Genomic DNA, 20,441 nt, shown 5'->3' with positions numbered 1-20,441 from the left:
ACCAATTATTGATATTGGATCGTATAGTCTGGCTGTCATATCGTCGAGTCATGGTCTTTGATGGGAGCGTCTAATGACGCAGCGCGACTTTCTGATCGTCGGCGGTGGCGTGGTGGGCATGGCGGTGGCCTATGGGCTGGCGCGTGCCGGCCTGAGCGTGACTGTGCTCGACGAAAGCGACGATGCGCTGCGCGCCTCCCGGGGCAATGCCGGTCTGGTCTGGGTGCAAGGGAAGGGCCTGGGCATGCCGCGCTACGCCGAGTTGAGCCTCGAGGCGGCCAAGGCCTGGGCCGACTTCGCCAGGGAACTGACCGAGCGCACCGGTATCGATCTCGAATACGAGCAGCGCGGCGGGGTCGATCTGTGCCTCGATGCCGAGGAAGCCCACTCCCGCCAGCAGGAATACACCACACTTCAGAACGCTTCCTCCTTTCTGACCCAGGAATTTCGCTGGGAATATCTCGATCGCGAGGCACTAATGCCTTATTTGCCTGGATTGGGCGAGGCCGTGCATGGCGGCACCTGGTCGCCCCACGATGGCCAGTGCAATCCGCTCTATCTGCTGCGTGCCTTGTACGCCGCCAGCCATTCGCTGGGCGTCGACACGCACCCCGCCAGCCCCGTCGAACGACTCGAGGCAACCGCCAGCGGCTTTCGTGCCACTACACCTCGAGGCCATTTCGAGGCCGACCGGGTGATCCTCGCGGCGGGCCTGGGTGCGCGGACGCTCGCGCCCATGCTGGGGCTGTCCGATGCGGTGCATCCGGTGCGCGGCCAGGTGCTGGTCACCGAACGGCGCCCACCCGGGGCGCGACTGCCTACGCCGCAGATTCGCCAGACCGCCAGTGGCGGCTACCTGATCGGCGATACCCACGAGGATGCAGGGCTCGACAAGGGCGTGACCCTGGCCATGATGCAGTCCCTGGCCGTCAAGGCGGTGCGTATCTATCCGGATCTTGCCGAGGCGCGTCTGGTGCGCAGCTGGGGGGCGCTGCGGGTGATGACCCCGGACGGCAATCCGCTCTACGAGGCCTCCACCACCCATCCCGGTGCCTACAACATCAACTGCCACAGCGGCATTACCCTGGCGGCGTTTCATGCTGGGGGCTTAAGCGATGCGATCCGCGATGACCGGGTCGCTCAATCCTTTCCGCAATTCTCGGGGGCGCGCTTTCATGTTCCAGCGACTTGACGCGTCAAGCACGCCGGTGCGTCACGTGCAGATCTGGCTGGATGGCACGCCGCACCAGGTGCCCGACACGCTGACGGTGGCCGCCGCCGTCTTGCAGCTGCGCGGCTGGCAAGGCTATCGCCGCCATGTGGATGGCAGCCTCCGAGCACCGCTGTGCATGATGGGCGTCTGCCAGGAATGTCTGATCACCATCGATGGGCGCGCCAATCGCCAGGGTTGCCTGGAACCGGTGGCCGAAGGCATGCGACTCGAACGCCAGGGAGGCGGTGCTCATGATGCCTGATGCGCGCGCTACCGATATTGCTATCATCGGCGCCGGCCCCGCAGGCATGGCGGCGGCGGTGCGTCTTACAAAAGCAGGGCATCGCCCGACGGTGTTCGATATGAACGCCACCCCGGGTGGACAGATCTACCGCCAGCTCAGCGCTCCCCAGGTAAGCGAGGCCGTGATGGGCAAGGATTATGCCCGCGGCCGTGAGCTGATCGAGGCATTTACCCACGCCGACATCGATTATCGCCCCGGCACTCGCGTGTGGTGGGCGGACAACGACGCCTCGGGCACCAGCCTGGGCGTGCTGGAAAAGGGGCAGACCCAGCATTGGCAGGCCCGGCAGCTGATTCTTGCCGGTGGCGCCATGGAGCGCGGCTGGCCGTTTCGCGGCTGGCAGTTGCCCGGCGTGATGAATGCCGGCGCCGCGCAAATCCTGCTCAAGCAAGGAGCGTTGGTACCTGCTACACCACCCGTGTTGGCGGGTAGCGGACCGCTGCTCTACCTGCTGGCCTGGCAGTATCTGCGTGCCGGCATCCCGCCTAGCCTGATTCTGGATACCGCGCCGGCCACGCGCTATGGCGACGTAGTAAAACAATCTCGTCGAGCCTGGTTCGCGCGAAGCTATCTGCTCAAGGGCGCACGCATGATCGGTGCCCTCAAGCGCGCCGGGGTGCCCATTCATCAAGGTATTATGGCGCTGGAAGCCAAGGGTGGCGAGGCCGTCGAGAGCATTGGGTATCGCCATCGGGGGCAATGGAAAACCCACTCGACCGAGTTGCTGCTGACGCACTTCGGCGTGACCCCGGAGCCGCAGCTGGCGCGCAGCCTGGGACTTGAGCATGTCTGGCACGGTAGCCAGCAATCCTTCGTGCCTCGCCGTGACGACAATCTGGCGGCTAAGGCCAATGTCTGGGTCGCCGGTGATGGCGGTGGTATCGGCGGCGCCATCAACGCCGAGCGAGAAGGCCAACTGGCTGCGCTGGCTGTGTTGGATAAGATCGGGCAAGCCGACCCGGAATGGCAGCGAGAACGGCACGCGCTACTCAAGGCACGTCGTCGTGATCTCGAGGCGCGCAGTTTGCTCGAAAGGATGTTCCGCCTGCCCGAAGCGTGGCTCGATGACCAGCCGGAAGACACGCTGGTGTGCCGCTGCGAGAGCGTCAGCCGCGGCGAACTCGACCTGGCCATCGCCCAGGGCGGCGCGGGCCCCAATCAGCTCAAGGCATTCACCCGCTGCGGCATGGGCCCCTGCCAGGGGCGCCAGTGCGGCGAGAGCGTCACCCGGCTGCTGGCCCGGCGTCTCGACTGGACGCCGGATGCCGTGGGCTACTACCACATTCGCCCGCCGGTTCACTCGATCACTCTCGGGGAACTGGCAACGAAAGAATAACTTCGGGCGTATTCGCAATGGCTCTCGCCCGGGGCTTTGAGTGTCACAACAACAAGTGAGGTAATGATGATGAACAAGACGATAATAGCCGGCGTCGTGGCCGCGACCATGCTGCTTGGTGCAAACGCCCAGGCGCAGCAGGACACGCTTCGAATCGGCGTGGACATTCCTTACGAGCCGTATCAATACAAGCTGCCCGACGGCACCATCACCGGCTTCGAGGTGGAGCTCGTCGAAGCCGCCTGCGAGCAGATGCAGCGCGAATGCCGGTGGGTCGAGCAGGCCTGGGATGGCATCATCCCCGGTCTGCAGGCACGCAAGTACGATTTCATCGCCTCGTCGATGAACATCACCGAGGATCGGTCCCGGCAGGTGCTGTTCTCCGAGCCCTACTTCCAGGTGCCTTCGGTATGGGTCGCCCAGGCGGATGGCGACTTCGACCCGGAGGAGGGCGATCTCGAAGGGGCGACCATCGGCGTACAGCAGGGCACCATTCAGGATGAGTACGTCACTCAGTTCTACCCCAAGGCCGAGGTCCGCCGCTATGGGGATTCCGGCGCCGTGGTCAACGACATGCAGGCCCAGCGCCTGGACCTGGTGTTCACCGCCTTTCCGCTGGCCCAGGAAACACTTTTTGGCAACGATCAATTCACCCGCGTCGGCGAACTGGTTACCGGCCCCGAGTCGATCTACGGCCCCGGCGTGGGCGCGGCCTTCCGCAAGCGCGACAAGGAACTGGTGGAATCCTTCAACGCCGCGATGGAAAAGGTCAAGGAAGATGGCACCTTTGACGAGCTGCAGGAGAAGTACTTCGGGGAGTGAATTCGCTTAGCGAATTTCGGATGCCTGCAGTATTGGAGTAAGGATGGCTTGAAGGTGGGCATCAGTGATGCCCACCTGTGCGCTTTCAGTCACGATCGAAATGTATGGTTCCACCAATCAGGTCGGCAATCTGTTGCGTTCGGCGCTCCGCAAGATTGGCGCTGGTGCTATCCAGGGAGAGATGACCGTAGGCGCCCGAGAGCTTGGCAATGCCACCATCGTAAATCGTGGCAACGATTTTCCCATTCTTCTCGATTTGTGAATATATTTTTTCGTCGCTGTTGTCCGCAACTTTATTGAGATCAGGATTTCTCAGTGAATCGAGATGAAGTTTGAAAGATGGTTCGACCTTTTTTGCATTACCAGGATCGAATGTGCCGATTCTTTCTGAATGATGGATACGCGTGGCCTGGGGGTGTGGAGATTGCGAGTAACTCGTGTTTATCGTGCTCATGTCGTTTTCCTTGTATCATACCAAGAGGCTGGTAAGGTCGATGCTGTAATTGTCGCCGGTTAGAAGGACTTCTACTGTGGTTCCTTCATTGCCGGTATAGAAGTCTTCGATGACGACGCCGGCATCAAGACGCCCATCATCTAGATCCGCTAGCGTAGATAACCACAAGTCATCTGAGTTGCCCGCTCGCTTATAGGCAATATCCGCGAGGTTGAAATCGGGAAAGTAAATGGTATCGTTGCCGCCTCCATAACCAGATGCTCCCGTAGGGCTTAGCTCGTCATTGATCGTATCAATTCCGTCACCGAGAAAGTAAACGTAAAAGTCATCTCCTTCATTACCCGAGAGACGATCGTCGCCCTTGCCGCCGGCCAGTGTGTCACTACGAATACTTTCGATGCCGCCTACTAAGAAATCGTCTCCGGCTCCCCCTACTAAGGTGTCGCTTCCTCCTTCTCCATTCAGGAAGTCGTCGTTACCAAAACCATAAAGTTCATCGTCATGCCCACCCCCCCAGATATTGTCTCTGTATGGGCTACCATAAACGGTATCGTAGCCAGCTAAAGCGTTCACTTTGTGACCTGTTTCAGGCCCTTGTAGCGGTTCATTGCGTATATCGATAATGTCGTCGAATTGAGTGCCAGTAAAAGACCCCATTACTTGCTCCTATTTAATGAAGTTTTTGGTAGTAAAAAAGTATTACGAGTATTTCTTGTCTGAGTATATGTATTAGCCATCACAGGAAGCAATATAAAAAAGCCATCTTTTGTGACCTTTATTCAAGCAACTTGCGCAGAGCCCTTGTGTTCTCTGGTTTATTCAGCTTGCAGGAATCATGAGGTAAGGCCTCTCGATGCCTAGCCTCATCACCGAGAGACTTGTTCGGGCCATCATCGCACCACTTCACTAGTGAGCGATCCCTGGCAATTCCTGGCCGCTATCTTCGGTAGTATGGGGTCGTCGGTGAGGGTCATGATGCCGCCGAGCAGTTCCCGGGCGCCGCTCAGGCGCACGAAGGTTTCTTGGCCCTTCAGCCCCCTAGGTGCAGGTCAGGGCGCGCGGCGCCAGAGTCACAATGAGGATGAACAAGACGATAATAGCCGGCGTAGTGGCCGCGACCATGCTGCTTGGTGCAAACGCCCAGGCGCAGCAGGACACGCTTCGAATCGGCGTGGACATTCCTTACGAACCGTATCAATACAAGCTGCCCGACGGCACCATCACCGGCTTCGAGGTGGAACTCATCGAAGCCGCCTGCGAGCAGATGCAGCGCGAATGCCGGTGGGTCGAGCAGGCCTGGGATGGCATCATTCCCGGCCTGCAGGCGCGCAAGTACGACTTCATCGCCTCGTCGATGAACATCACCGAGGATCGGTCCCGGCAGGTGCTGTTCTCCGAGCCCTACTTCCAGGTGCCTTCGGTATGGGTCGCCCAGGCGATGGCGACTTCGACCCGGAGGAGGGCGATCTCGAAGGGGCGACCATCGGCGTACAGCAGGGCACCATTCAGGATGAGTACGTCACTCAGTTCTACCCCAAGGCCGAGGTCCGCCGCTATGGGGATTCCGGCGCCGTGGTCAACGACATGCAGGCCCAGCGCCTGGATCTGGTATTCACCGCTTTTCCCCTGGCCCAGGAAACACTCTTCGGTAACGATCAATTCACGCGCGTCGGTGAATTGGTGACCGGCCCCGAGTCGATCTACGGACCCGGTGTGGGCGCGGCCTTCCGCAAGCGCGACAAGGCGCTTGTCGAGTCCTTCAACGCGGCGATGGAAAAGGTCAAGGAGGACGGCACCTTCGACGAACTGCACGAGAAATACTTCGGGGAGTGAGGCCCGTCGGGAGAGGGCTTGGCGATCGTCAGGTGCTTTCCCCGGCTCTCAGGATAAAGCCGACGTCGTGACTCGAGTGGGGCGCGTGTTCGCCCTCGAGGCGCACAATGATCTCCCGGGCCGCCATCCGTCCAATGGCTTCTCGAGGCGAGACGATGGTGGTCAGTCGGGGGGTGACGTGCTGGCCGATTGGCAGGCCATTGAAGCCGGCGATGGCGATATCCTGAGGCACGCGAATGCCTTGACGATTGGCATGTAGCAGGGCGCCGCTGGCTAAATCGTCGTTGGCAAAGTGGATTGCACTGGCGCCGGGGTGCTGAGCCAGTATCTGGTCGAGGGCTCGGGCGCCGGTTTCAAACTGACCCAACTGGTTCATGTCGAGTAGTGGTGCCTCGAGGCCGGCCGCCTGCAGTACTTCCCGATGCCCCTCATAACGCAAACCGGCCCGATAGTCCCGTTCGATCTGCGCCGCGACATAGACGATGCGGCGATGTTCTTTCTCCAGCAGATGGCGCGCCATGCAGCGCCCCGCCTCGATATGATCGAGCCCCACATTGAGGCCGATGGCATCGCCCAATTCCATGATTTCCGCGATGGGACCCTCCCATTGTTGCAGGAGGCGCTGGCAAGCGTCGCTATGGCGCAGCCCGGTGATGATCAGCGCGGAGGGCGACCAGCCCAGGAAAGTCCTGACTAGCTGACACTCCCGTTCGAGGTCGTAATCGGTGTTGCCTAGCAGGATCTGATAGCCATGGCGCTCGAATTCGGTCTGCAGACCGTTGATCACCTCGATGAACACGACATTCGACAGCGATGGCACGATCGCCGCGATCACCCGGGAACTGGCAGACGCCAGGCTACCCGCCAGCATGTTGCGCACATATCCCAGCTTGTCGATGGCGTTTTCGACCTTGATGCGGGTTCGGGGGCGCACGGCATCGGGAGAGTTGAGCACCCGCGATACCGTGATCGCCGACACCCCGGCTTCCCGGGCGACATCGGTCAGGGTGGGCTGCATGACGCTCTTTCGCTGTCGCCGAGCTTTTCCGTTAGACATTGGTCACGTTTTTCACTCGCCCGCTTGCTCTGAACTGAAGACTAATCTATCTATTATGTTAGCGCTAACATTTGATGGCCATGATATTCCTGTTCGCTAGGGACATCCCTGGAAATACAAGAGTACAAGCGCTTTATCGCCACGAGGAGCCAGCGAGTGTCTAATCATCACACCTCATCCGTCGGTGTTGTCGGCCTCGGTGCCATGGGGCTCGGCACGGCGACTGCCATGCTCGAGGCTGGGCTTGAAGTGATTGGCTGCGATGTTTCAGCCATGGCTCGCGAAGCCTTCATGGCAAGCGGCGGACGCAGCGTGGCGAGCCCTGCGGAACTGGCGGACGAATGCGACGTGGTGCTGGTGGTGGTGGTCAACGCCGATCAGGTCGAATCCGTGCTGTTCGGAGACGATGGGCTGGCCCACACGTTGGCGCCGAACAGCCTGATCATTCAATGCGCCACTATCCCGCCTAGCTACGCCAAGGCGTTGGGCAAACGTCTTTCCGCTGCAAACCTGCTCCTGCTCGATGCGCCGATCAGCGGCGGTGCCGCCAAGGCCCGTTCGGGGGAGTTGTCGGTCATGTCTTCGGGGTGTGAAGCGGCCTATGCCAAGGGGCAGGCGGCATTGGACGCCATGGCCGCCACGGTCTACCGGCTAGGCGCCGAGCCGGGCGCCGGTTCCAGCGTCAAGCTGGTCAATCAGCACCTGGCCGGCGTGCACATTGCCGCCGCCGCCGAAGCCATGGCGCTGGGTATTCGCATGGGGATCGACCCGGAGACGCTGTACAACGTGATCACCCACTCGGCGGGCAACTCCTGGATGTTCGAGAACCGCGTGCCGCATATCCTCAAGGGGGATTACACGCCGCTGTCGGCGGTGGATATCTTCGTCAAGGATCTGAATATCGTGCATCAGACCGGGCGTGAATTGACCTTTTCGATGCCGGTGGCGGCAAGCGCCCTGCAGCAGTTCACCGCCGCCAGCGGGGCGGGTCTTGGTCGTGAGGACGACTCGGCGGTGATCAAGGTGTATCAGCGCCTGTCCGGTTTCGAGCTGCCCGCGGCCAATGACAGCGACGGACGAGGATAAGATCATGAGCATCGTGCTCGGCGCCATCGCCGACGACTTCACCGGTGCCACCGATCTGGCCAACAACCTGGTACGCGCCGGCATGCGTACCCTGCAGGTCATCGGCGTGCCCCAGACGGCGCTGGCGCTGGATGACGTGGACGCCGTGGTGGTAGCGCTCAAGTCCCGCACTTGCCCGGTCCAGGAGGCGGTCAATGACTCCCTGGCGGCGCTGGACTGGCTGCGCGAGCAGGGCGCCCGGCAACTCTTCTTCAAATACTGCTCCACCTTCGATTCCACCGACGAGGGCAATATCGGCCCGGTGGCGGATGCCTTGCTGGAGCGTCTCCGGGCGACTCAAGCAGAGCGTCTTCGGGCGACACAACAAGAGCGTTTGGGCAGTCAACATACCGTGATGGTGCCGGCCTTTCCGATCAACGGTCGCACTGTCTACCAAGGGCATCTGTTCGTGGGCGATCGACTGCTCAACGACAGCGGCATGCAGCACCATCCGCTGAACCCGATGACGGATGCCGACCTGGTGAGGGTACTGTCGCGCCAGACCCCGCATTCGGTCGGTTTGCTGGCGCGCCCGATCCTGGCCGAAGGCGCCGATGCGGCGCGGGCGCGGCTCAAGTCCCTGGGTGAACAAGGCGTGCGCCATGTGATCTGCGACACCCTCGATGAGTCCGATCTCGAGGTGATAGCGGCCGCCGTAGCTGAATTTCCTCTGGTTACCGGCGGCTCCGGACTGGGTCAGGCGCTGCCTGCGGAATATCGGCGCCTCGGCTGGCTGGACCCGGTGGCTGATCCCGGGCGCCTGGCGCCTGCCAGCGGCGCCGCCCTGGTGCTCTCCGGCAGCTGTTCTCAAGCCACTCTGGGCCAGGTCGAGGATTTCCTCTCGCGTCATGAAGGTTTCGCCCTGGACCCCTTGGCGCTTGCCGAGAGCGATGAGCAGATCGAGCAGGCATTGACGTTTGCGCGAGAGCGTTTGTTCGATGAAGAGAGTTCGGCGCCGGTGCTGATCTATGCCTCGGCAGCGCCGGAGAAGGTCAAGGCCGCCCAGCACCGGCTCGGCGCAGCGAGGGCCGGGGAACTGGTCGAGCGTGCCCTGGCCGGCTTGGCCAAGACACTGGTCACGGAAGGCGTGGGCCGCTTGGTGGTCGCCGGCGGCGAGACCTCCGGGGCCGTGGTGTCCGCGTTGGAAGTGACGGAGCTGCGTATCGGTGAGCAGATCGATCCCGGCGTGCCCTGGACTCAGACGACTGTCGACGGGCGTGAGGCGCCGCTGTCACTGGCGCTCAAGTCGGGCAACTTCGGCGGTGTCGACTTCTTCTCCCGTGCCTTCGATGCACTGCCAGGAGAGAAACAGCCATGAGCGCAGAGGGGGAACAGCCATGAGCGTTCGGGACATCAATCAGCTGCGCGAGCAGATCGTCGTCTACGGCAAGTCGCTGTTCGATCGCGGCCTGACCATGGGTTCCAGCGGCAACATCAGCGTGCGTCTCGATGATGGCGGCTGGCTGATGACCCCCACCAGTGCCTGCCTGGGGCGCCTCGATCCGGCGCGTATCACCTGCATGGATCGCGAAGGACGGGTACTGGACGGCGACAAGCCGACCAAGGAAAGCTTCCTGCACATGGCGATGTACGGCGAGCGCCCCCAGTCCGAGGCGATCGTGCATCTGCATTCGACGCATTCGGTGGCGGTTTCCTGCCTGCCCGAGATCGATCCTCATGACTGTATTCCGCCGCTGACCGCCTACTACGTGATGCGTGTCGGCAGGCTGCCGCTGGTGCCTTATCACGTGCCTGGTGATCCGAGCCTGGGCGATGCGGTCAAGGGCCTGGCGGGCAAGCACAGTGCGGTACTGCTGGCCAATCATGGCCCGGTGGTGGCCGGCAAGTCACTGGAGGCCGCGGTGTATGCCACCGAGGAACTCGAGGAAACCGCCAAATTGTTTCTGTTGCTGCGCGGCCAGAACCCGCGCTGCCTGACCGGTGAGCAGGTTGCTGAACTCGAAGCGCGTTTTCCGCGCGACTGACACAAGGACAACAAGGAATCCGCCATGCACGTCCTCATCACCGGCGCCGCCGGCTTCCTCGGTCAACGATTGACCCGCAAGCTCATCGAGCGTGGCAAGTTGAATGGGCAACCGCTGTCGCGTTTGACCCTGATCGATCAGGTGGAGGCCGAGGCACCCTCGAATACGCCGTTCGAGAGTGTTTCCCACGCCGTCGATATCACCTCACCAGGGGCGCTGGATGACATCCTGAGCGGGTGTCCAGATGTAATTTTTCATCTTGCCGCGGTGGTCAGCTCGGCGGCAGAAGTGGATCTCGACCTGGGCATGACGGTCAACTTCGATGCCACGCGTGCCTTGCTGGAAGGCTGTCGTGCCCGCGAGCTCACGGCCACGCGTCTGATCATGGCCAGCTCGATAGCCGTTTATGGTGGCACATTGCCCGACGTGCTCGATGACATGACCGCCCTGACGCCACAAAGCTCCTACGGCACCCAGAAGGCCATGAGCGAACTGCTGATCAACGATTACAGTCGGCGCGGGCTGATCGACGGTCGGGTGCTGCGTCTGCCGACCATCGTCATTCGTCCTGGTCGTCCCAATGCCGCCGCCTCGAGTTTTGCCTCGAGCATTCTGCGCGAACCCCTCAATGGCGAAGAGGCGGTGTGTCCGGTACCTACCGATCTCGATCTGTTCGTGATGTCCCCGCGCCGGGTGACCGATGCCTTGCTGCATGGCGCTGAAGTGCCCGGCGACGCCTTCGGCGCCTCGCGCAGCCTGATGCTGCCTGGGATTACGGTAAGCGTGGCCGCTATGCTCGAGGTGCTACGTAAGCATGCTGGTGACGAGGCCCTGGCCCTTGTCCGTCATGAACCCGATCCGCGTATCGAGGCCATCGTGGGCAGTTGGCCGGGCAGGTTCGAAAATCTGCGTGCTCGGCAACTGGGATTCGCAGGAGACAAGGATTTCAATGAAATCGTCGAGGCGTTTCTCGACGAACGACCCTGATCCTTCGACTCAGCGTTGAAGGATATCCAAGTGTGTCACTGCAAAACGAGGTTATAACAATGAAAGACAGATTCGTACGCCGTACTCTCGCCCTGGCCGTTGCGGGGGCTACCACTGCAGCCCTGACCATGATCACGCTGAACGCCCAGGCGGCACAGAACGTGACGCTGGGGCATACGCTGTCGGACAGTTCCCACTATTCAGTGGGCGCCGATGCCTTCAAGGAAACCCTCGAAAAACTCAGCGACGGCGAATTCAAGGTGACCGAGCATCCCTCCGGCGCCTTGGGTGGTGAACGGGCCATGATCGAAGGATTGCAGATCGGCACCGTGGATGTAGTGATTACCTCTACTGGTCCGCTGGGCAACTTCGTGCCGGAAACCTACGTGCTCGATCTACCGTTTCTGTTCGAGGATTATGACCAGGCACGCTGCGTGCTGGATGGCGAGATCGGTCAGGAATTGCTCACCAAGATGAGTGACCACAATCTGGTGGGGCTGGCTTGGACGGAGAACGGTTTTCGCCATATGACCAATAGCCAACGGGCCGTGAAGACACCCGGAGATGCCGAAGGTCTCAAGGTGCGCACCATGGAGAACAAGGTGCACATGGAGGCCTTCGAACAGATGGGCGTGCACCCCACGCCGATGGCCTTCCCCGAGGTGTTCACCGCCTTGCAGCAAGGCACCGTGGATGGCCAGGAAAATCCGATTACGGTGATCGTGGCGACCAAGTTCTGGGAGGTTCAGGACCATCTGTCGCTGACCGGGCATGTCTATTCGCCGGCGATCGTGCTGGGATCGCCGATTCTGCTGGATGGCCTGAGCGAAGAAGAGCGCGGCTGGTTTAAGCAGGCGGCTGAAGCCTCGGCAAAGGCGACTCGGGAAGAAGTCTCCCGGCTCGAGAAAGAAGGCGTGGAGATGCTGCGCGAAAAAGGCATGACGGTGGAAACGGACATCGACAAGGCGCCGTTCCAGGAGGCGGTCAAACCCGCGTATCAGATTTATACCGATCAGTACGGAGATGAAATGCTGGAGCGTATTCGCGCCAGCGACTGTTGAAACAGGTAAACCTACGCTCGGCGGCGCCATGGCGTCGAGCGTTTTCTAAGTGGTGGCGGCAATGGTGAATCTGTTTCTGCGTGTCGAGCATCAGACGACCCGGCTGGCGATGTTGGGGGCGATCGTCATGCTGATCGTCTCGGTCACCCTGGGGTTCTATCAGGTCATCACACGCTTCGTGCTTGATTCTCCCTCGACCTGGTCCGAGGTGATCTCGCGTTCGACCATGATCTGGTGTGTGTTTCTGGGGGCTGCGGCGGGGTTCCGCGGCGGTTTCATGATGTCCGTCGAAGTCATCTACAAGTTGTTGCCGGCGCGACGCTTGATCTGGCTCGAGGTGTTGATCGCGCTGTGCTGCGTCATCGTGTTGCTGGTATTGATCTATTTTGGGTCGGCCATGATGTTGCGGGTGCGCTCCCAGATGCTCTCCGGTCTGGAAGTGTCGATCGCCTGGGCCTATGCGGCGATGCCGGTAGGTGCCGGATTCGCGCTGATCGCGATACTGGCGCGTTTGCTTGCCCAGGCCACGGGTCGCGAAGCGATAGGGCCGGCGCACGATGAAGCCATAGCCGATGAGTCGTCATCCAGCACGAACGAGGAAGATGTAGCGTCTTCGTCCATTACCCATAAAGAGGGGACGCGTCGATGAATGCCGCCATCGCCTTGTCGCTGGTGATCCTGTTCGCCCTGGGCGTGCCGATCGCGATTTCCATCGTATTGGCCTCGATCATCGGCATCGAATTCTTCTCCCGCCTGCCGTTGTTGCTGGTGCCGCAACAGATGTTCGTGGGCATCGACAATTTTCCGCTGATGGCGATTCCGTTCTTCATCCTGGCGGGCAACCTGATGGCCGCCGGAGGTATCTCGCAGCGTCTGGTGGATCTGGCCAAGTCCGTGGTTGGCGGTTTGCAGGGCGGCCTGGCGATGACCTGCGTGCTGACCTGCATGCTGTTCGCCGCGGTCTCCGGCTCCAGCGTGGCGACCACCTTCGCCATCGGCTCGATCCTGATTCCGGCGATGGTCAAGCACGACTACCCGAAGCCGTTGGCGGCGTCGATACAGGCCTCGTCCGCCGAATTGGGGGTACTCATTCCACCCTCGATTCCGTTGATCCTGTATGGCGTCAGCACCGATACCTCCATCGGAAAGCTGTTCATCGCCGGTATCGGGCCGGGTCTGTTGATTGGCGGCGCGCTGCTGCTGTTCCTCTATCTGTTCTGCAAGGTCCGGGGCTATGGCCTGCGCGACCGTGAGGATCGTCAGGAGTTCCCCACTGCCTTCAAGCGTGCCTGGGCGGCCATGCTGATGCCGGTAGTGGTCATCGGCGGCATCTATGGCGGGATATTCACGCCCACCGAGGCCTCGGCGGTAGCGGTGTTCTATGCGCTGATCGTCGGCGGTCTGATCTATCGCGAGCTGAGTTTCAAGGAGCTGGTGCCGATCCTGCGCCACAGCGTGATCTCCACGGCAGCAGTCATGCTGATCATCGCCGCCGCGGCCCTGTTCAGTTTCTTGATCAGCCGTTCAGGACTCCCCGGCGAGGTGGCCGTCTGGGTCAACAAGGCCTTCGAGAGCCCGGTCGCCTTCCTGCTGGCGGTCAACGTCATGCTGCTGATCATCGGCATGTTCGTCGAGACCTCGGCGGCAATTCTGGTGCTGGCGCCGATCTTTACCCCCATCGCGATGCAGTACGGCATCGATCCGGTGCATTTTGGATTGATCGTCGTGGTCAACCTGGCCTTGGGGATGTTCACGCCGCCGCTAGGGGTCAATCTGTTTGCCGCCTGCGCCGTGGCCAAGCTCTCCATCGATCAGCTCATTCCCTGGCTGCTGCGCTTCGTGCTGGTGGTGCTGGCCTGTTTGATGGCGATCACCTACATGCCCTGGATATCCCTGGGGCTGGTCGATCTGCTGTATTGACGCTGCATTGAAATGGGAGAGAACGACAATGAGCCACCATCCTGACATGCCGCCCTGCGCCGCGTTGATCGGTGGAGAGTGGGTGCAAACATCCCACACGCTGAGTGTCGAGGCGCCCGCCACGGGCAAGACGCTGACCGAGATCGCCCGCTGTCAGGCGGCGCAGGTCGAGGAGGCGGTCACGGCGGCTCGCCAGGCTTTCGAGGGGCAGTTGGGAAGCCGTTCAGTAAAGTGGCATGACTGGTCGGCCCGACTTCGTGGCGAGTGGCTGTTCTCCTTTGCCGCCAAGATAGATGAAGATGCCGAGACTCTTGCCGCTCTGGAGTGCGCCGACACCGGCAAACCGATCAGCCAGGCCAGGGGCGATATCGCGGCCTGCGCGCGCTATTTCCGTTTCTACGCCGGCGCCGCGGACAAGCTGCATGGCGAGACGATTCCCTTCGAGACCGACTATGCGGTGATGACGCTACGCGAGCCGTTCGGGGTCTGCGCACAGATCATTCCCTGGAACTATCCTTCGCAGATATTCGGTCGCTGTGTGGCGGCGGCTCTGGCGGCGGGCAACACGATCGTGCTCAAGCCCGCCGAGGATGCCTGCCTGAGTGTGCTGCGTCTGGCCCAACTGGCCCAGGAAAATGGGCTGCCCCCGGGGGTGCTGAACGTGATCCCGGGGCTGGGCAGCGAGGCCGGTGAAGCATTGGCGGCGCATGCGCCGATCGATCATCTGTCCTTCACCGGCTCGCCGGCGACCGGCACGCTGGTTGCCCAATCCGCTGCGACACATCATGTGCCGGTGACCCTGGAACTGGGTGGCAAGTCGCCTCAAGTACTGTTCGCGGATGCGGACATGGATGCCGCCTTGGCGGCGGCGGTGCGCGGCATCATTCAAAACGCCGGTCAGACCTGCTCGGCGGGTAGCCGGTTGTTGATCGAGGCGTCCTGTTTCGATGCGGTGCTGTCGCGACTCACGGCTCTATTCTCCGAGTTGCGTTGTGATGTCGGCGAGAACGATCCGGACTGCGGTCCATTGATCAATGCCCGCCAGCGCGACCGGCTCGAGTCGCTGCTTGCGGCGGCGCGCGATGATGGCATCCGAGTATTGGCCAAAGGCCGCCTTGCCGACGATGCACCGCCCGGAGGGTACTTCGTGGTACCGCAGGTGCTGATCGATATTCCCGATGGTCATGCGGTGCTCAACGAGGAGTTGTTTGGTCCAGTGCTGGCAGTGCAGCGCTTCGAGAACGAAGAAGAGGCCGTACACTTGGCCAACGCCACCGACTTTGGCTTGTGTGCCGGCATCTGGACCCGGGATGGAGGGCGCCAGTTGCGCCTGGCCAAACACATTCGTAGTGGCCAGGTGTTCGTCAATAACTACGGTGCGGCCGGGGGTATCGAATTGCCCTTCGGGGGTGTCGGCCGCTCGGGATATGGTCGCGAGAAAGGTTTCGAAGGCTTGAAGAGTTATACCCGGATCAAGACCATAGCCATCCGTCATGGCTAAGCATTCATTATAGGGAGTTCTAGCAATGAACGGTTCTTGCAACGTCGGCCTGATCGGCGTGGGTCTGATGGGCCACGGTATCGGTCGCAATCTGTTACGCCATGGCCATATGCTGAGCTTCCTCGATCATCCGGGCAATCAGCCCGTTGATGACCTTATTGGTGAGAGCGCGGTTTCGAAGCAAAGCGCCCGGGAGGTTGCCGAAGCCTCGGAAGTGGTGATCCTGTGTGTGACCGGCACGCCTCAGGTCGAGGCGGTGCTCTTCGAGCCGGATGGCGTGCTGGAGGGGCTCAAGCAGGGCGCTATCGTGATCGATTGCTCCACGGCGATTCCCAGTTCGACGGTCGCCATCGCCGAGCGGGTCGCCGAGCGCGGCGGACGTTTTCTCGATGCGGCCATGACCCGCACCCCCAAGGAAGCCGAGGAGGGGCGACTCAACCTTCTCGTCGGCGCATCGGATGAGCTATTTGCTGAGGTTCGACCGTTGCTGGAAAGCTTTGCCGAGCACATCGTGCATGGCGGACCCGTGGGGGCAGGCCACAAGCTGAAACTGCTGCATAACTACGTCTCCCTGGGCTTCACCGCCGTGCTGGCTGAAGCGACCGCCACCGCGCGTCGCGCGGGTATCGCCGATGATGCCTTCCTCGAGGTATTGGGTAACGGTGGCGGCGGAGGGGTGATCCTCGAGCGCCTGCGACCGTTCATTACCAGCGAGGACCCGTCGGGCTTTCGCTTCAGCCTGGCCAATACCTTGAAGGATGTCGGCTATTACAATGCCATGGCCGAGGACCTGGGGGCGTCGCGGGAGGTGGCGGGGGCCATCGAGACCCTCTATCGGGAGGTCAACGAGGCGGGGCATGGCGAAACCCTGGTGCCTGCGTTGATTGCAATTCTGGAAAAACGCTGACGCCTGGTCGAGGATGAGGGTTACCACGAACAGGCTGCGGTGGCATCGATGCGACAGACTGGCCGTCTTCAGCTTGGCTACATTCGCGCGTTGCACAGCGCAGCCGCGCTCATGGTGGTGGTGTTGCTCACGGCTTGCGCCTCGACTGGTTCGAGCGATGCCGAACTCAACGATCAGGCAATCGCCGAGGCCATCCAGACCCGCTACGAGTCAGAGCTTTTCACGCTCAGCCTGTCCAAGCAGCGCCACTATACCCAACGGCTCTATCGCATCACCGCCCAGCAGCGTTATGTGCCTATCAACGAGGCCTATGCGGCTCGCCTGGCGCTGACGACACAACGCGATATCGCGGGGCTCGCACGTTCCGATTATCCTTCCCGGCGCAGCCAGGCCATCGTCGATGGTTATCCTGCGCGTTCAGAGAAGCAGCGTCGGCGTAAGTCGATGCTGGGGGAGTGGGGGGATATCGCCTTCGCCAAGAATCTGCTATTCAAGCTCGACATGGCTAACGACTATGGGCTACTCGATACGCCTGCGTTCGCAGGCCACCAGCAGGCGCTAACATATCTGAAGACGGTGGACTTCAAGGCCTTTCTTAGCGATTCCGCAGTCATCGAGAACTATGCCGCTCAGGTCGCCAACATGGTCTATTCGCTGCACCAGTTGGGCATTGCCGATCTGCGCGGCGAGGTGCTGGATGCCTTCCGTCGCCATTATCCGCCGGAGCGTGACCCGCAGCTTTCTCAAGCCTCTTTTCGCAACAAGATCTATGGGCTGACCCACTTCGTGATCGCCGCCAGCGACTATTATCAGCACTCGGTCAGCGAGGCGGAGTATGGCTGGGTGCTGGACTATTTCGCCGCCAATATCGAGCGGATCCTGGATGAGACCAAGGCCGATATCTATACCGAGGTTGGTCTTGGTTTCCAGCTCCTGGAGCGTCGGACAGATCCCGCGCTCGTGCGCATCAAACAGGCGTTGAGGCGAAAATACGATCCGCGGGCGCGGATGATCCCGGCGGAGGACGGCGGCACCGGGCTTTCTGCCGGGGAGCATCGCAACGTGCTTGCCATCATGCTGCTGCGCTGGCCGGAGCGGCTGACGCCGGGACCGAATCTGGCCGCTGAACCCTCCTTCTTATTTCACCAGCTTCAGAACTTCGCGAAACTTGGGATGCTTGCAGTGGTGCAGCCATTCGAACACCACCATCTCGCTGGTGACGGGCCACGCACCGGCACCCCGCGCGCGTTCGATGGCGGCGGCCTTGTCGAGTGAGTTCCGGGAGCCGATGGCATCATTAACCAGCCATACCCGGTAGTTCTGTCGTAACAGGCCGAGCACGGTTTGCAGTACACAGACATGGGCCTCGCAGCCGACCACGATCACCTCATCACGTCCCTGCCCGAAATGATCGAGCAGGGGCGTTTCGGTGCAGGCATCAAAATGAATCTTGGTAACCATTTCATCGCACCGTTCGCGTAGTGGCGAAACGCTGGGGCCAAGGCTGAGCGGATTCTGTTCGGTACCGATGACGGGAATTTCGAGTAGCTTGGCCGCATCGATGAGCACCCGGGCGCGGGCGACGGCGTTTTCGGCTTCGTGGATCACCGGCATGAGGCGTTCCTGCAGATCGACGACGAGCAGCGTCGAGCGTTCCGCGTTACAGGGTGCATTCATGATGATATTTCCTCAAAAAGCGTGATTGCGGGCTAAGGCTTCTGTAACCAGAATGTCATGTGATTCCATGCCTGCAACAAGCGGTGTATCTGCGTACTCTGTGGCAGAATTCTCAGGCATGTTGTGGCAGCCCCTTTCAGTTTCATGATACGACAGACGAAGAGTTCGTTGGTCTTGGTTTCCAATGCATGGACAGATTGCATGTTTCTTGATGATTACTACACGGTCAGGGATGGACGTTTTTGCATTTCCGCCGAACAGGCCAGTCGTTTCGCCAAGCAGATGGCGGATGACTATAACCCGATCCACGATCCGGACGCTCGGCGCTTTTGCGTTCCAGGGGATCTCCTGTTTGCCTTGGTGTTGGCTCACCATGGATTGTCCCAGCAAATGAGCTTCTATTTCCGCGGCATGGTGGGAGCCGACATGCCCTTGGAAATCAATGAATGCTCCGATGGCACGCTTGTCATGAGCGACACGTCCGGCAAGGAGGTGCTGATCGTGGAGCGTAGCGGCGAGACAACCCGTGATCCTGCGGTGATCGAAGCCTTTACCTGCCGCTATATCGCTTTTTCCGGACGCAATTTCCCGCACTATCTCAAGCCGCTGATGGAGCAGCAGGGGGTCATGTTCAATCCCCAGCGCCCACTGGTGATCTACGACAGCATGGGCTTCATGCTGAATTCATTGGATATCGCCTCGCTTGAGGTCGAATTTGCCGGCTCCTCTTTCGAGGTCAACGGCAAGCGGGGCGATGCGCATCTGGAGTTTCGGATGCTCAGCCAGGGCGAGCCGGTTGGCAGCGGGTCGAAGAAACTGGTGGTCAGCGGTCTTCGCGCCTACGATGCAACGGTCATGAATGAGTTCGTCGATGACTTCGAGCGCCGCAAGACCCGGTGTGAGCAAGTGAATTGAGTGAGTAAACAGACTGAGACCGAGAGGAACGTATGGCAATTGCAATCGCATTACACCTACTGGCTGCGGTGGTTTGGGTAGGTGGCATGTTCTTCGCCTATGTGGCGCTGCGCCCGGTGGCGGGTAGTCTGCTCGAACGGCCCATGAGGTTGACGCTATGGAGCCAGGTATTCCGCCGTTTCTTTCCTTGGGTATGGGTGTCGATTGTAGTATTGCTGGCGACCGGCTTCTGGCTGATTTTCGTTGGCTTTGGCGGCATGGCCAACGTGGGTGGTCACGTGCATTCGATGCTGGCCCTGGGCATCGTGATGATGCTGATCTTCGCTCATCTCTATTTCGCCCCTTTCAAGCGTTTAAAGAAGGCGGTGAGCGAGCAGACCTGGTCCGAGGGCGGCACCCAACTTAACAAGATTCGTCTGACGATCGCCATCAATCTGGCGCTGGGGCTACTGGTCACGGTGATCGGCTCCGCAGGGCGCTATTTGTAAAAAAGTGCTATCCATAAGTTGTTGCCAGGAAAGCACAGGAGGTCAAGGAATGATCCATATCCAATGGCGTCGGTATCCGCTGCTTGTCATGTCCACGGCACTGGTATTGGCCGGCTGTACCGGCATGGGCGATCGATCGCCTCAAGTCACGCCGCCGGGAGGGCAGGAATCCACCAAGACTAACGTGCTTGAAGCCGGGGCCGCGGCGTTACAAACCACCGCCCCGCTCGGGCCGATGAATGTCTACCTGGTCGGCTTTCATCCCATGAAGAACGACCCTGCCCATCAAATGGAAGCACATCATTTCTGCACCCAGAAGAACGAGGATTTCGCTCAGTGCGCGTTGTTCGATGGCAATACCGCCCAGGCCAATCTCAACGGTATCGAATACATCATTTCCGAGCGCCTGTTCGAGCAGCTCCCCGAACAAGAAAAGCAGTACTGGCACCCTCACAACGGTGAAATTCTCTCGGGCCAGCTCGTCGCGCCCGGCTTGCCGGACAAGGCGGATCATGCGCTGATGCAGAGCAAGATGAACAGCTACGGCAAGACCTGGCATACCTGGGATACCAACCCGGATCAGAGCGGACGGGTTCAGTTGCCCTTGGGTGAGCCGCGTCTGGCCTGGTCCTTCAATCGCTTTGGCCAGGCGTACGGGGAACTCATCGAGCAGCGTGATCGACGCATGGGTATCGATACCCAGGAGCGTCGTCGCAAGCGTCAGGATCTGATTCCGCTTGCCAACCCGCAGCGTGGCGTGGATGCGCTGAAAGGGCAGTTCCCAGGCCCGACGGACCCGATTCCCGGGGTAGTCGAAAAACGCGAAACGGCCACGGCACCCTAGGCGCGGGCGGTA

22 protein-coding genes and 2 pseudogenes are annotated in these 20,441 nt (G+C 60.8%); 19 read left to right on the top strand and 5 right to left on the bottom strand.

Going from position 1 to position 20,441, the window contains the following annotated elements; all coding sequences use genetic code 11:
* Positions 1–73 precede the first annotated feature (73 nt).
* From ACPF7Z_RS09540 to ACPF7Z_RS09525, 4 genes are all read left to right on the top strand, one after another.
* Positions 74–1,192, top strand: a complete 1,119-nt coding sequence (locus ACPF7Z_RS09540; RefSeq protein WP_425193006.1) for an NAD(P)/FAD-dependent oxidoreductase — start codon at positions 74–76, stop codon at positions 1,190–1,192.
* Positions 1,176–1,475, top strand: a complete 300-nt coding sequence (locus ACPF7Z_RS09535) for a (2Fe-2S)-binding protein (protein WP_425193005.1) — start codon at positions 1,176–1,178, stop codon at positions 1,473–1,475. The genes ACPF7Z_RS09540 and ACPF7Z_RS09535 overlap by 17 nt, the downstream gene beginning before the upstream one ends.
* A complete protein-coding gene (locus ACPF7Z_RS09530) occupies positions 1,465–2,853 on the top strand; it encodes an FAD-dependent oxidoreductase (RefSeq protein ID WP_425193004.1) in 1,389 nt (462 codons plus the stop codon). The genes ACPF7Z_RS09535 and ACPF7Z_RS09530 overlap by 11 nt, the downstream gene beginning before the upstream one ends.
* Before the next feature lie 69 nt (positions 2,854–2,922).
* Complete coding sequence (locus ACPF7Z_RS09525; protein WP_425193003.1) at positions 2,923–3,675, top strand: transporter substrate-binding domain-containing protein; 753 nt, start codon at positions 2,923–2,925, stop codon at positions 3,673–3,675.
* Positions 3,676–3,760: 85 nt separating this feature from the next.
* Here ACPF7Z_RS09525 and ACPF7Z_RS09520 read toward each other — a convergent pair whose 3' ends face one another.
* From ACPF7Z_RS09520 to ACPF7Z_RS09510, 3 genes are all read right to left on the bottom strand, one after another.
* Complete coding sequence (locus tag ACPF7Z_RS09520) at positions 3,761–4,129, bottom strand: hypothetical protein (RefSeq protein ID WP_425193002.1); 369 nt, start codon at positions 4,127–4,129, stop codon at positions 3,761–3,763.
* A 15-nt stretch (positions 4,130–4,144) separates the two neighbouring features.
* Positions 4,145–4,786: a calcium-binding protein gene (locus ACPF7Z_RS09515; RefSeq protein WP_425193001.1), complete on the bottom strand. Its 642-nt coding sequence runs from the start codon at positions 4,784–4,786 to the stop codon at positions 4,145–4,147.
* 233 nt (positions 4,787–5,019) lie between these two features.
* A complete protein-coding gene (locus ACPF7Z_RS09510; protein ID WP_425193000.1) occupies positions 5,020–5,142 on the bottom strand; it encodes a hypothetical protein in 123 nt (40 codons plus the stop codon).
* Between the two features lie 62 nt (positions 5,143–5,204).
* Here ACPF7Z_RS09510 and ACPF7Z_RS09505 point away from each other — a divergent pair.
* A pseudogene (locus ACPF7Z_RS09505) lies at positions 5,205–5,513 on the top strand (transporter substrate-binding domain-containing protein); the annotation flags it as partial.
* A 38-nt stretch (positions 5,514–5,551) separates the two neighbouring features.
* Complete coding sequence (locus tag ACPF7Z_RS09500) at positions 5,552–5,962, top strand: transporter substrate-binding domain-containing protein (RefSeq protein WP_425192999.1); 411 nt, start codon at positions 5,552–5,554, stop codon at positions 5,960–5,962.
* A gap of 28 nt (positions 5,963–5,990) precedes the next feature.
* Here ACPF7Z_RS09500 and ACPF7Z_RS09495 read toward each other — a convergent pair whose 3' ends face one another.
* Entirely contained in the window at positions 5,991–6,980 is a 990-nt protein-coding gene (locus ACPF7Z_RS09495; RefSeq protein WP_425192998.1) for a LacI family DNA-binding transcriptional regulator, read from the bottom strand.
* Between the two features lie 174 nt (positions 6,981–7,154).
* Here ACPF7Z_RS09495 and ltnD point away from each other — a divergent pair, with 174 nt between their 5' ends.
* The 10 genes from ltnD (at position 7,155) to ACPF7Z_RS09445 (ending at position 17,780) form a co-directional block, all read left to right on the top strand.
* Positions 7,155–8,105, top strand: coding sequence for an L-threonate dehydrogenase (gene ltnD / locus ACPF7Z_RS09490; protein ID WP_425193028.1), 951 nt, complete (start codon positions 7,155–7,157; stop codon positions 8,103–8,105).
* A gap of 4 nt (positions 8,106–8,109) precedes the next feature.
* Positions 8,110–9,462, top strand: a complete 1,353-nt coding sequence (gene otnK, locus ACPF7Z_RS09485; RefSeq protein WP_425192997.1) for a 3-oxo-tetronate kinase — start codon at positions 8,110–8,112, stop codon at positions 9,460–9,462.
* 19 nt (positions 9,463–9,481) lie between these two features.
* The gene (gene otnC / locus ACPF7Z_RS09480) at positions 9,482–10,129 is read left to right on the top strand and encodes a 3-oxo-tetronate 4-phosphate decarboxylase (RefSeq protein ID WP_425192996.1); all 648 of its coding nucleotides are present in this window, start codon (positions 9,482–9,484) and stop codon (positions 10,127–10,129) included.
* 24 nt (positions 10,130–10,153) lie between these two features.
* Positions 10,154–11,116 carry a D-erythronate dehydrogenase gene (gene denD / locus ACPF7Z_RS09475; protein WP_425192995.1) on the top strand — a complete coding sequence of 321 codons (963 nt, stop codon included), beginning with the start codon at positions 10,154–10,156 and terminating at the stop codon, positions 11,114–11,116.
* 59 nt (positions 11,117–11,175) lie between these two features.
* Positions 11,176–12,177: a TRAP transporter substrate-binding protein gene (locus tag ACPF7Z_RS09470; protein ID WP_425192994.1), complete on the top strand. Its 1,002-nt coding sequence runs from the start codon at positions 11,176–11,178 to the stop codon at positions 12,175–12,177.
* A gap of 61 nt (positions 12,178–12,238) precedes the next feature.
* Positions 12,239–12,826 carry a TRAP transporter small permease gene (locus ACPF7Z_RS09465; RefSeq protein ID WP_425192993.1) on the top strand — a complete coding sequence of 196 codons (588 nt, stop codon included), beginning with the start codon at positions 12,239–12,241 and terminating at the stop codon, positions 12,824–12,826.
* Positions 12,823–14,097 carry a TRAP transporter large permease gene (locus tag ACPF7Z_RS09460; protein WP_425192992.1) on the top strand — a complete coding sequence of 425 codons (1,275 nt, stop codon included), beginning with the start codon at positions 12,823–12,825 and terminating at the stop codon, positions 14,095–14,097. The genes ACPF7Z_RS09465 and ACPF7Z_RS09460 overlap by 4 nt, the downstream gene beginning before the upstream one ends.
* A gap of 28 nt (positions 14,098–14,125) precedes the next feature.
* Positions 14,126–15,598, top strand: a complete 1,473-nt coding sequence (locus ACPF7Z_RS09455; RefSeq protein ID WP_425192991.1) for an aldehyde dehydrogenase family protein — start codon at positions 14,126–14,128, stop codon at positions 15,596–15,598.
* 25 nt (positions 15,599–15,623) lie between these two features.
* Positions 15,624–16,505 carry an NAD(P)-dependent oxidoreductase gene (locus ACPF7Z_RS09450; protein WP_425192990.1) on the top strand — a complete coding sequence of 294 codons (882 nt, stop codon included), beginning with the start codon at positions 15,624–15,626 and terminating at the stop codon, positions 16,503–16,505.
* 48 nt (positions 16,506–16,553) lie between these two features.
* Complete coding sequence (locus tag ACPF7Z_RS09445) at positions 16,554–17,780, top strand: DUF3541 domain-containing protein (RefSeq protein ID WP_425192989.1); 1,227 nt, start codon at positions 16,554–16,556, stop codon at positions 17,778–17,780.
* Here ACPF7Z_RS09445 and ACPF7Z_RS09440 read toward each other — a convergent pair.
* Positions 17,775–18,119: pseudogene (locus ACPF7Z_RS09440) on the bottom strand (isochorismatase family protein); the annotation flags it as partial. The gene ACPF7Z_RS09445 and the pseudogene ACPF7Z_RS09440 sit on opposite strands and share 6 nt — an antisense overlap.
* Before the next feature lie 264 nt (positions 18,120–18,383).
* On the opposite strand from ACPF7Z_RS09440, the gene ACPF7Z_RS09435 reads away from it, so the two are divergent.
* The 3 genes from ACPF7Z_RS09435 to ACPF7Z_RS09425 are packed head-to-tail and all read left to right on the top strand — an operon-like array spanning position 18,384 to position 20,429.
* Complete coding sequence (locus ACPF7Z_RS09435) at positions 18,384–19,097, top strand: DUF3581 family protein (RefSeq protein ID WP_425192988.1); 714 nt, start codon at positions 18,384–18,386, stop codon at positions 19,095–19,097.
* 32 nt (positions 19,098–19,129) lie between these two features.
* The gene (locus tag ACPF7Z_RS09430; protein WP_299244892.1) at positions 19,130–19,585 is read left to right on the top strand and encodes a CopD family protein; all 456 of its coding nucleotides are present in this window, start codon (positions 19,130–19,132) and stop codon (positions 19,583–19,585) included.
* Positions 19,586–19,634: 49 nt separating this feature from the next.
* The gene (locus ACPF7Z_RS09425) at positions 19,635–20,429 is read left to right on the top strand and encodes an OBAP family protein (RefSeq protein WP_425192987.1); all 795 of its coding nucleotides are present in this window, start codon (positions 19,635–19,637) and stop codon (positions 20,427–20,429) included.
* Positions 20,430–20,441 lie beyond the last annotated feature (12 nt).

The organism is Halomonas sp. GXIMD04776, assembly GCF_049808615.1.
GTDB lineage: Bacteria > Pseudomonadota > Gammaproteobacteria > Pseudomonadales > Halomonadaceae > Modicisalibacter.
The sequence above is the reverse complement of the archived record's forward strand: the minus strand, read 5'-3'. Positions and strand labels throughout refer to the sequence as shown.

Bases quoted from the DNA above. Each gene is read 5' to 3' on its own strand.
- ACPF7Z_RS09425 (WP_425192987.1), top strand. From the start codon at position 19,635: ATGATCCATATCCAATGGCGTCGGTATCCGCTGCTTGTCATGTCCACG.
- ACPF7Z_RS09455 (WP_425192991.1), top strand. From the start codon at position 14,126: ATGAGCCACCATCCTGACATGCCGCCCTGCGCCGCGTTGATCGGTGGA.
- ACPF7Z_RS09435 (WP_425192988.1), top strand. From the start codon at position 18,384: ATGTTTCTTGATGATTACTACACGGTCAGGGATGGACGTTTTTGCATT.
- ACPF7Z_RS09470 (WP_425192994.1), top strand. From the start codon at position 11,176: ATGAAAGACAGATTCGTACGCCGTACTCTCGCCCTGGCCGTTGCGGGG.
- otnC (WP_425192996.1), top strand. From the start codon at position 9,482: ATGAGCGTTCGGGACATCAATCAGCTGCGCGAGCAGATCGTCGTCTAC.
- ACPF7Z_RS09430 (WP_299244892.1), top strand. From the start codon at position 19,130: ATGGCAATTGCAATCGCATTACACCTACTGGCTGCGGTGGTTTGGGTA.
- ACPF7Z_RS09450 (WP_425192990.1), top strand. From the start codon at position 15,624: ATGAACGGTTCTTGCAACGTCGGCCTGATCGGCGTGGGTCTGATGGGC.
- ACPF7Z_RS09515 (WP_425193001.1), bottom strand. From the start codon at position 4,786: ATGGGGTCTTTTACTGGCACTCAATTCGACGACATTATCGATATACGC.
- ACPF7Z_RS09445 (WP_425192989.1), top strand. From the start codon at position 16,554: ATGCGACAGACTGGCCGTCTTCAGCTTGGCTACATTCGCGCGTTGCAC.
- ACPF7Z_RS09520 (WP_425193002.1), bottom strand. From the start codon at position 4,129: ATGAGCACGATAAACACGAGTTACTCGCAATCTCCACACCCCCAGGCC.
- ACPF7Z_RS09460 (WP_425192992.1), top strand. From the start codon at position 12,823: ATGAATGCCGCCATCGCCTTGTCGCTGGTGATCCTGTTCGCCCTGGGC.
- ACPF7Z_RS09465 (WP_425192993.1), top strand. From the start codon at position 12,239: ATGGTGAATCTGTTTCTGCGTGTCGAGCATCAGACGACCCGGCTGGCG.
- ACPF7Z_RS09530 (WP_425193004.1), top strand. From the start codon at position 1,465: ATGATGCCTGATGCGCGCGCTACCGATATTGCTATCATCGGCGCCGGC.
- ACPF7Z_RS09535 (WP_425193005.1), top strand. From the start codon at position 1,176: ATGTTCCAGCGACTTGACGCGTCAAGCACGCCGGTGCGTCACGTGCAG.
- ACPF7Z_RS09500 (WP_425192999.1), top strand. From the start codon at position 5,552: ATGGGTCGCCCAGGCGATGGCGACTTCGACCCGGAGGAGGGCGATCTC.
- denD (WP_425192995.1), top strand. From the start codon at position 10,154: ATGCACGTCCTCATCACCGGCGCCGCCGGCTTCCTCGGTCAACGATTG.
- ACPF7Z_RS09495 (WP_425192998.1), bottom strand. From the start codon at position 6,980: ATGCAGCCCACCCTGACCGATGTCGCCCGGGAAGCCGGGGTGTCGGCG.
- ACPF7Z_RS09525 (WP_425193003.1), top strand. From the start codon at position 2,923: ATGAACAAGACGATAATAGCCGGCGTCGTGGCCGCGACCATGCTGCTT.
- ACPF7Z_RS09540 (WP_425193006.1), top strand. From the start codon at position 74: ATGACGCAGCGCGACTTTCTGATCGTCGGCGGTGGCGTGGTGGGCATG.
- otnK (WP_425192997.1), top strand. From the start codon at position 8,110: ATGAGCATCGTGCTCGGCGCCATCGCCGACGACTTCACCGGTGCCACC.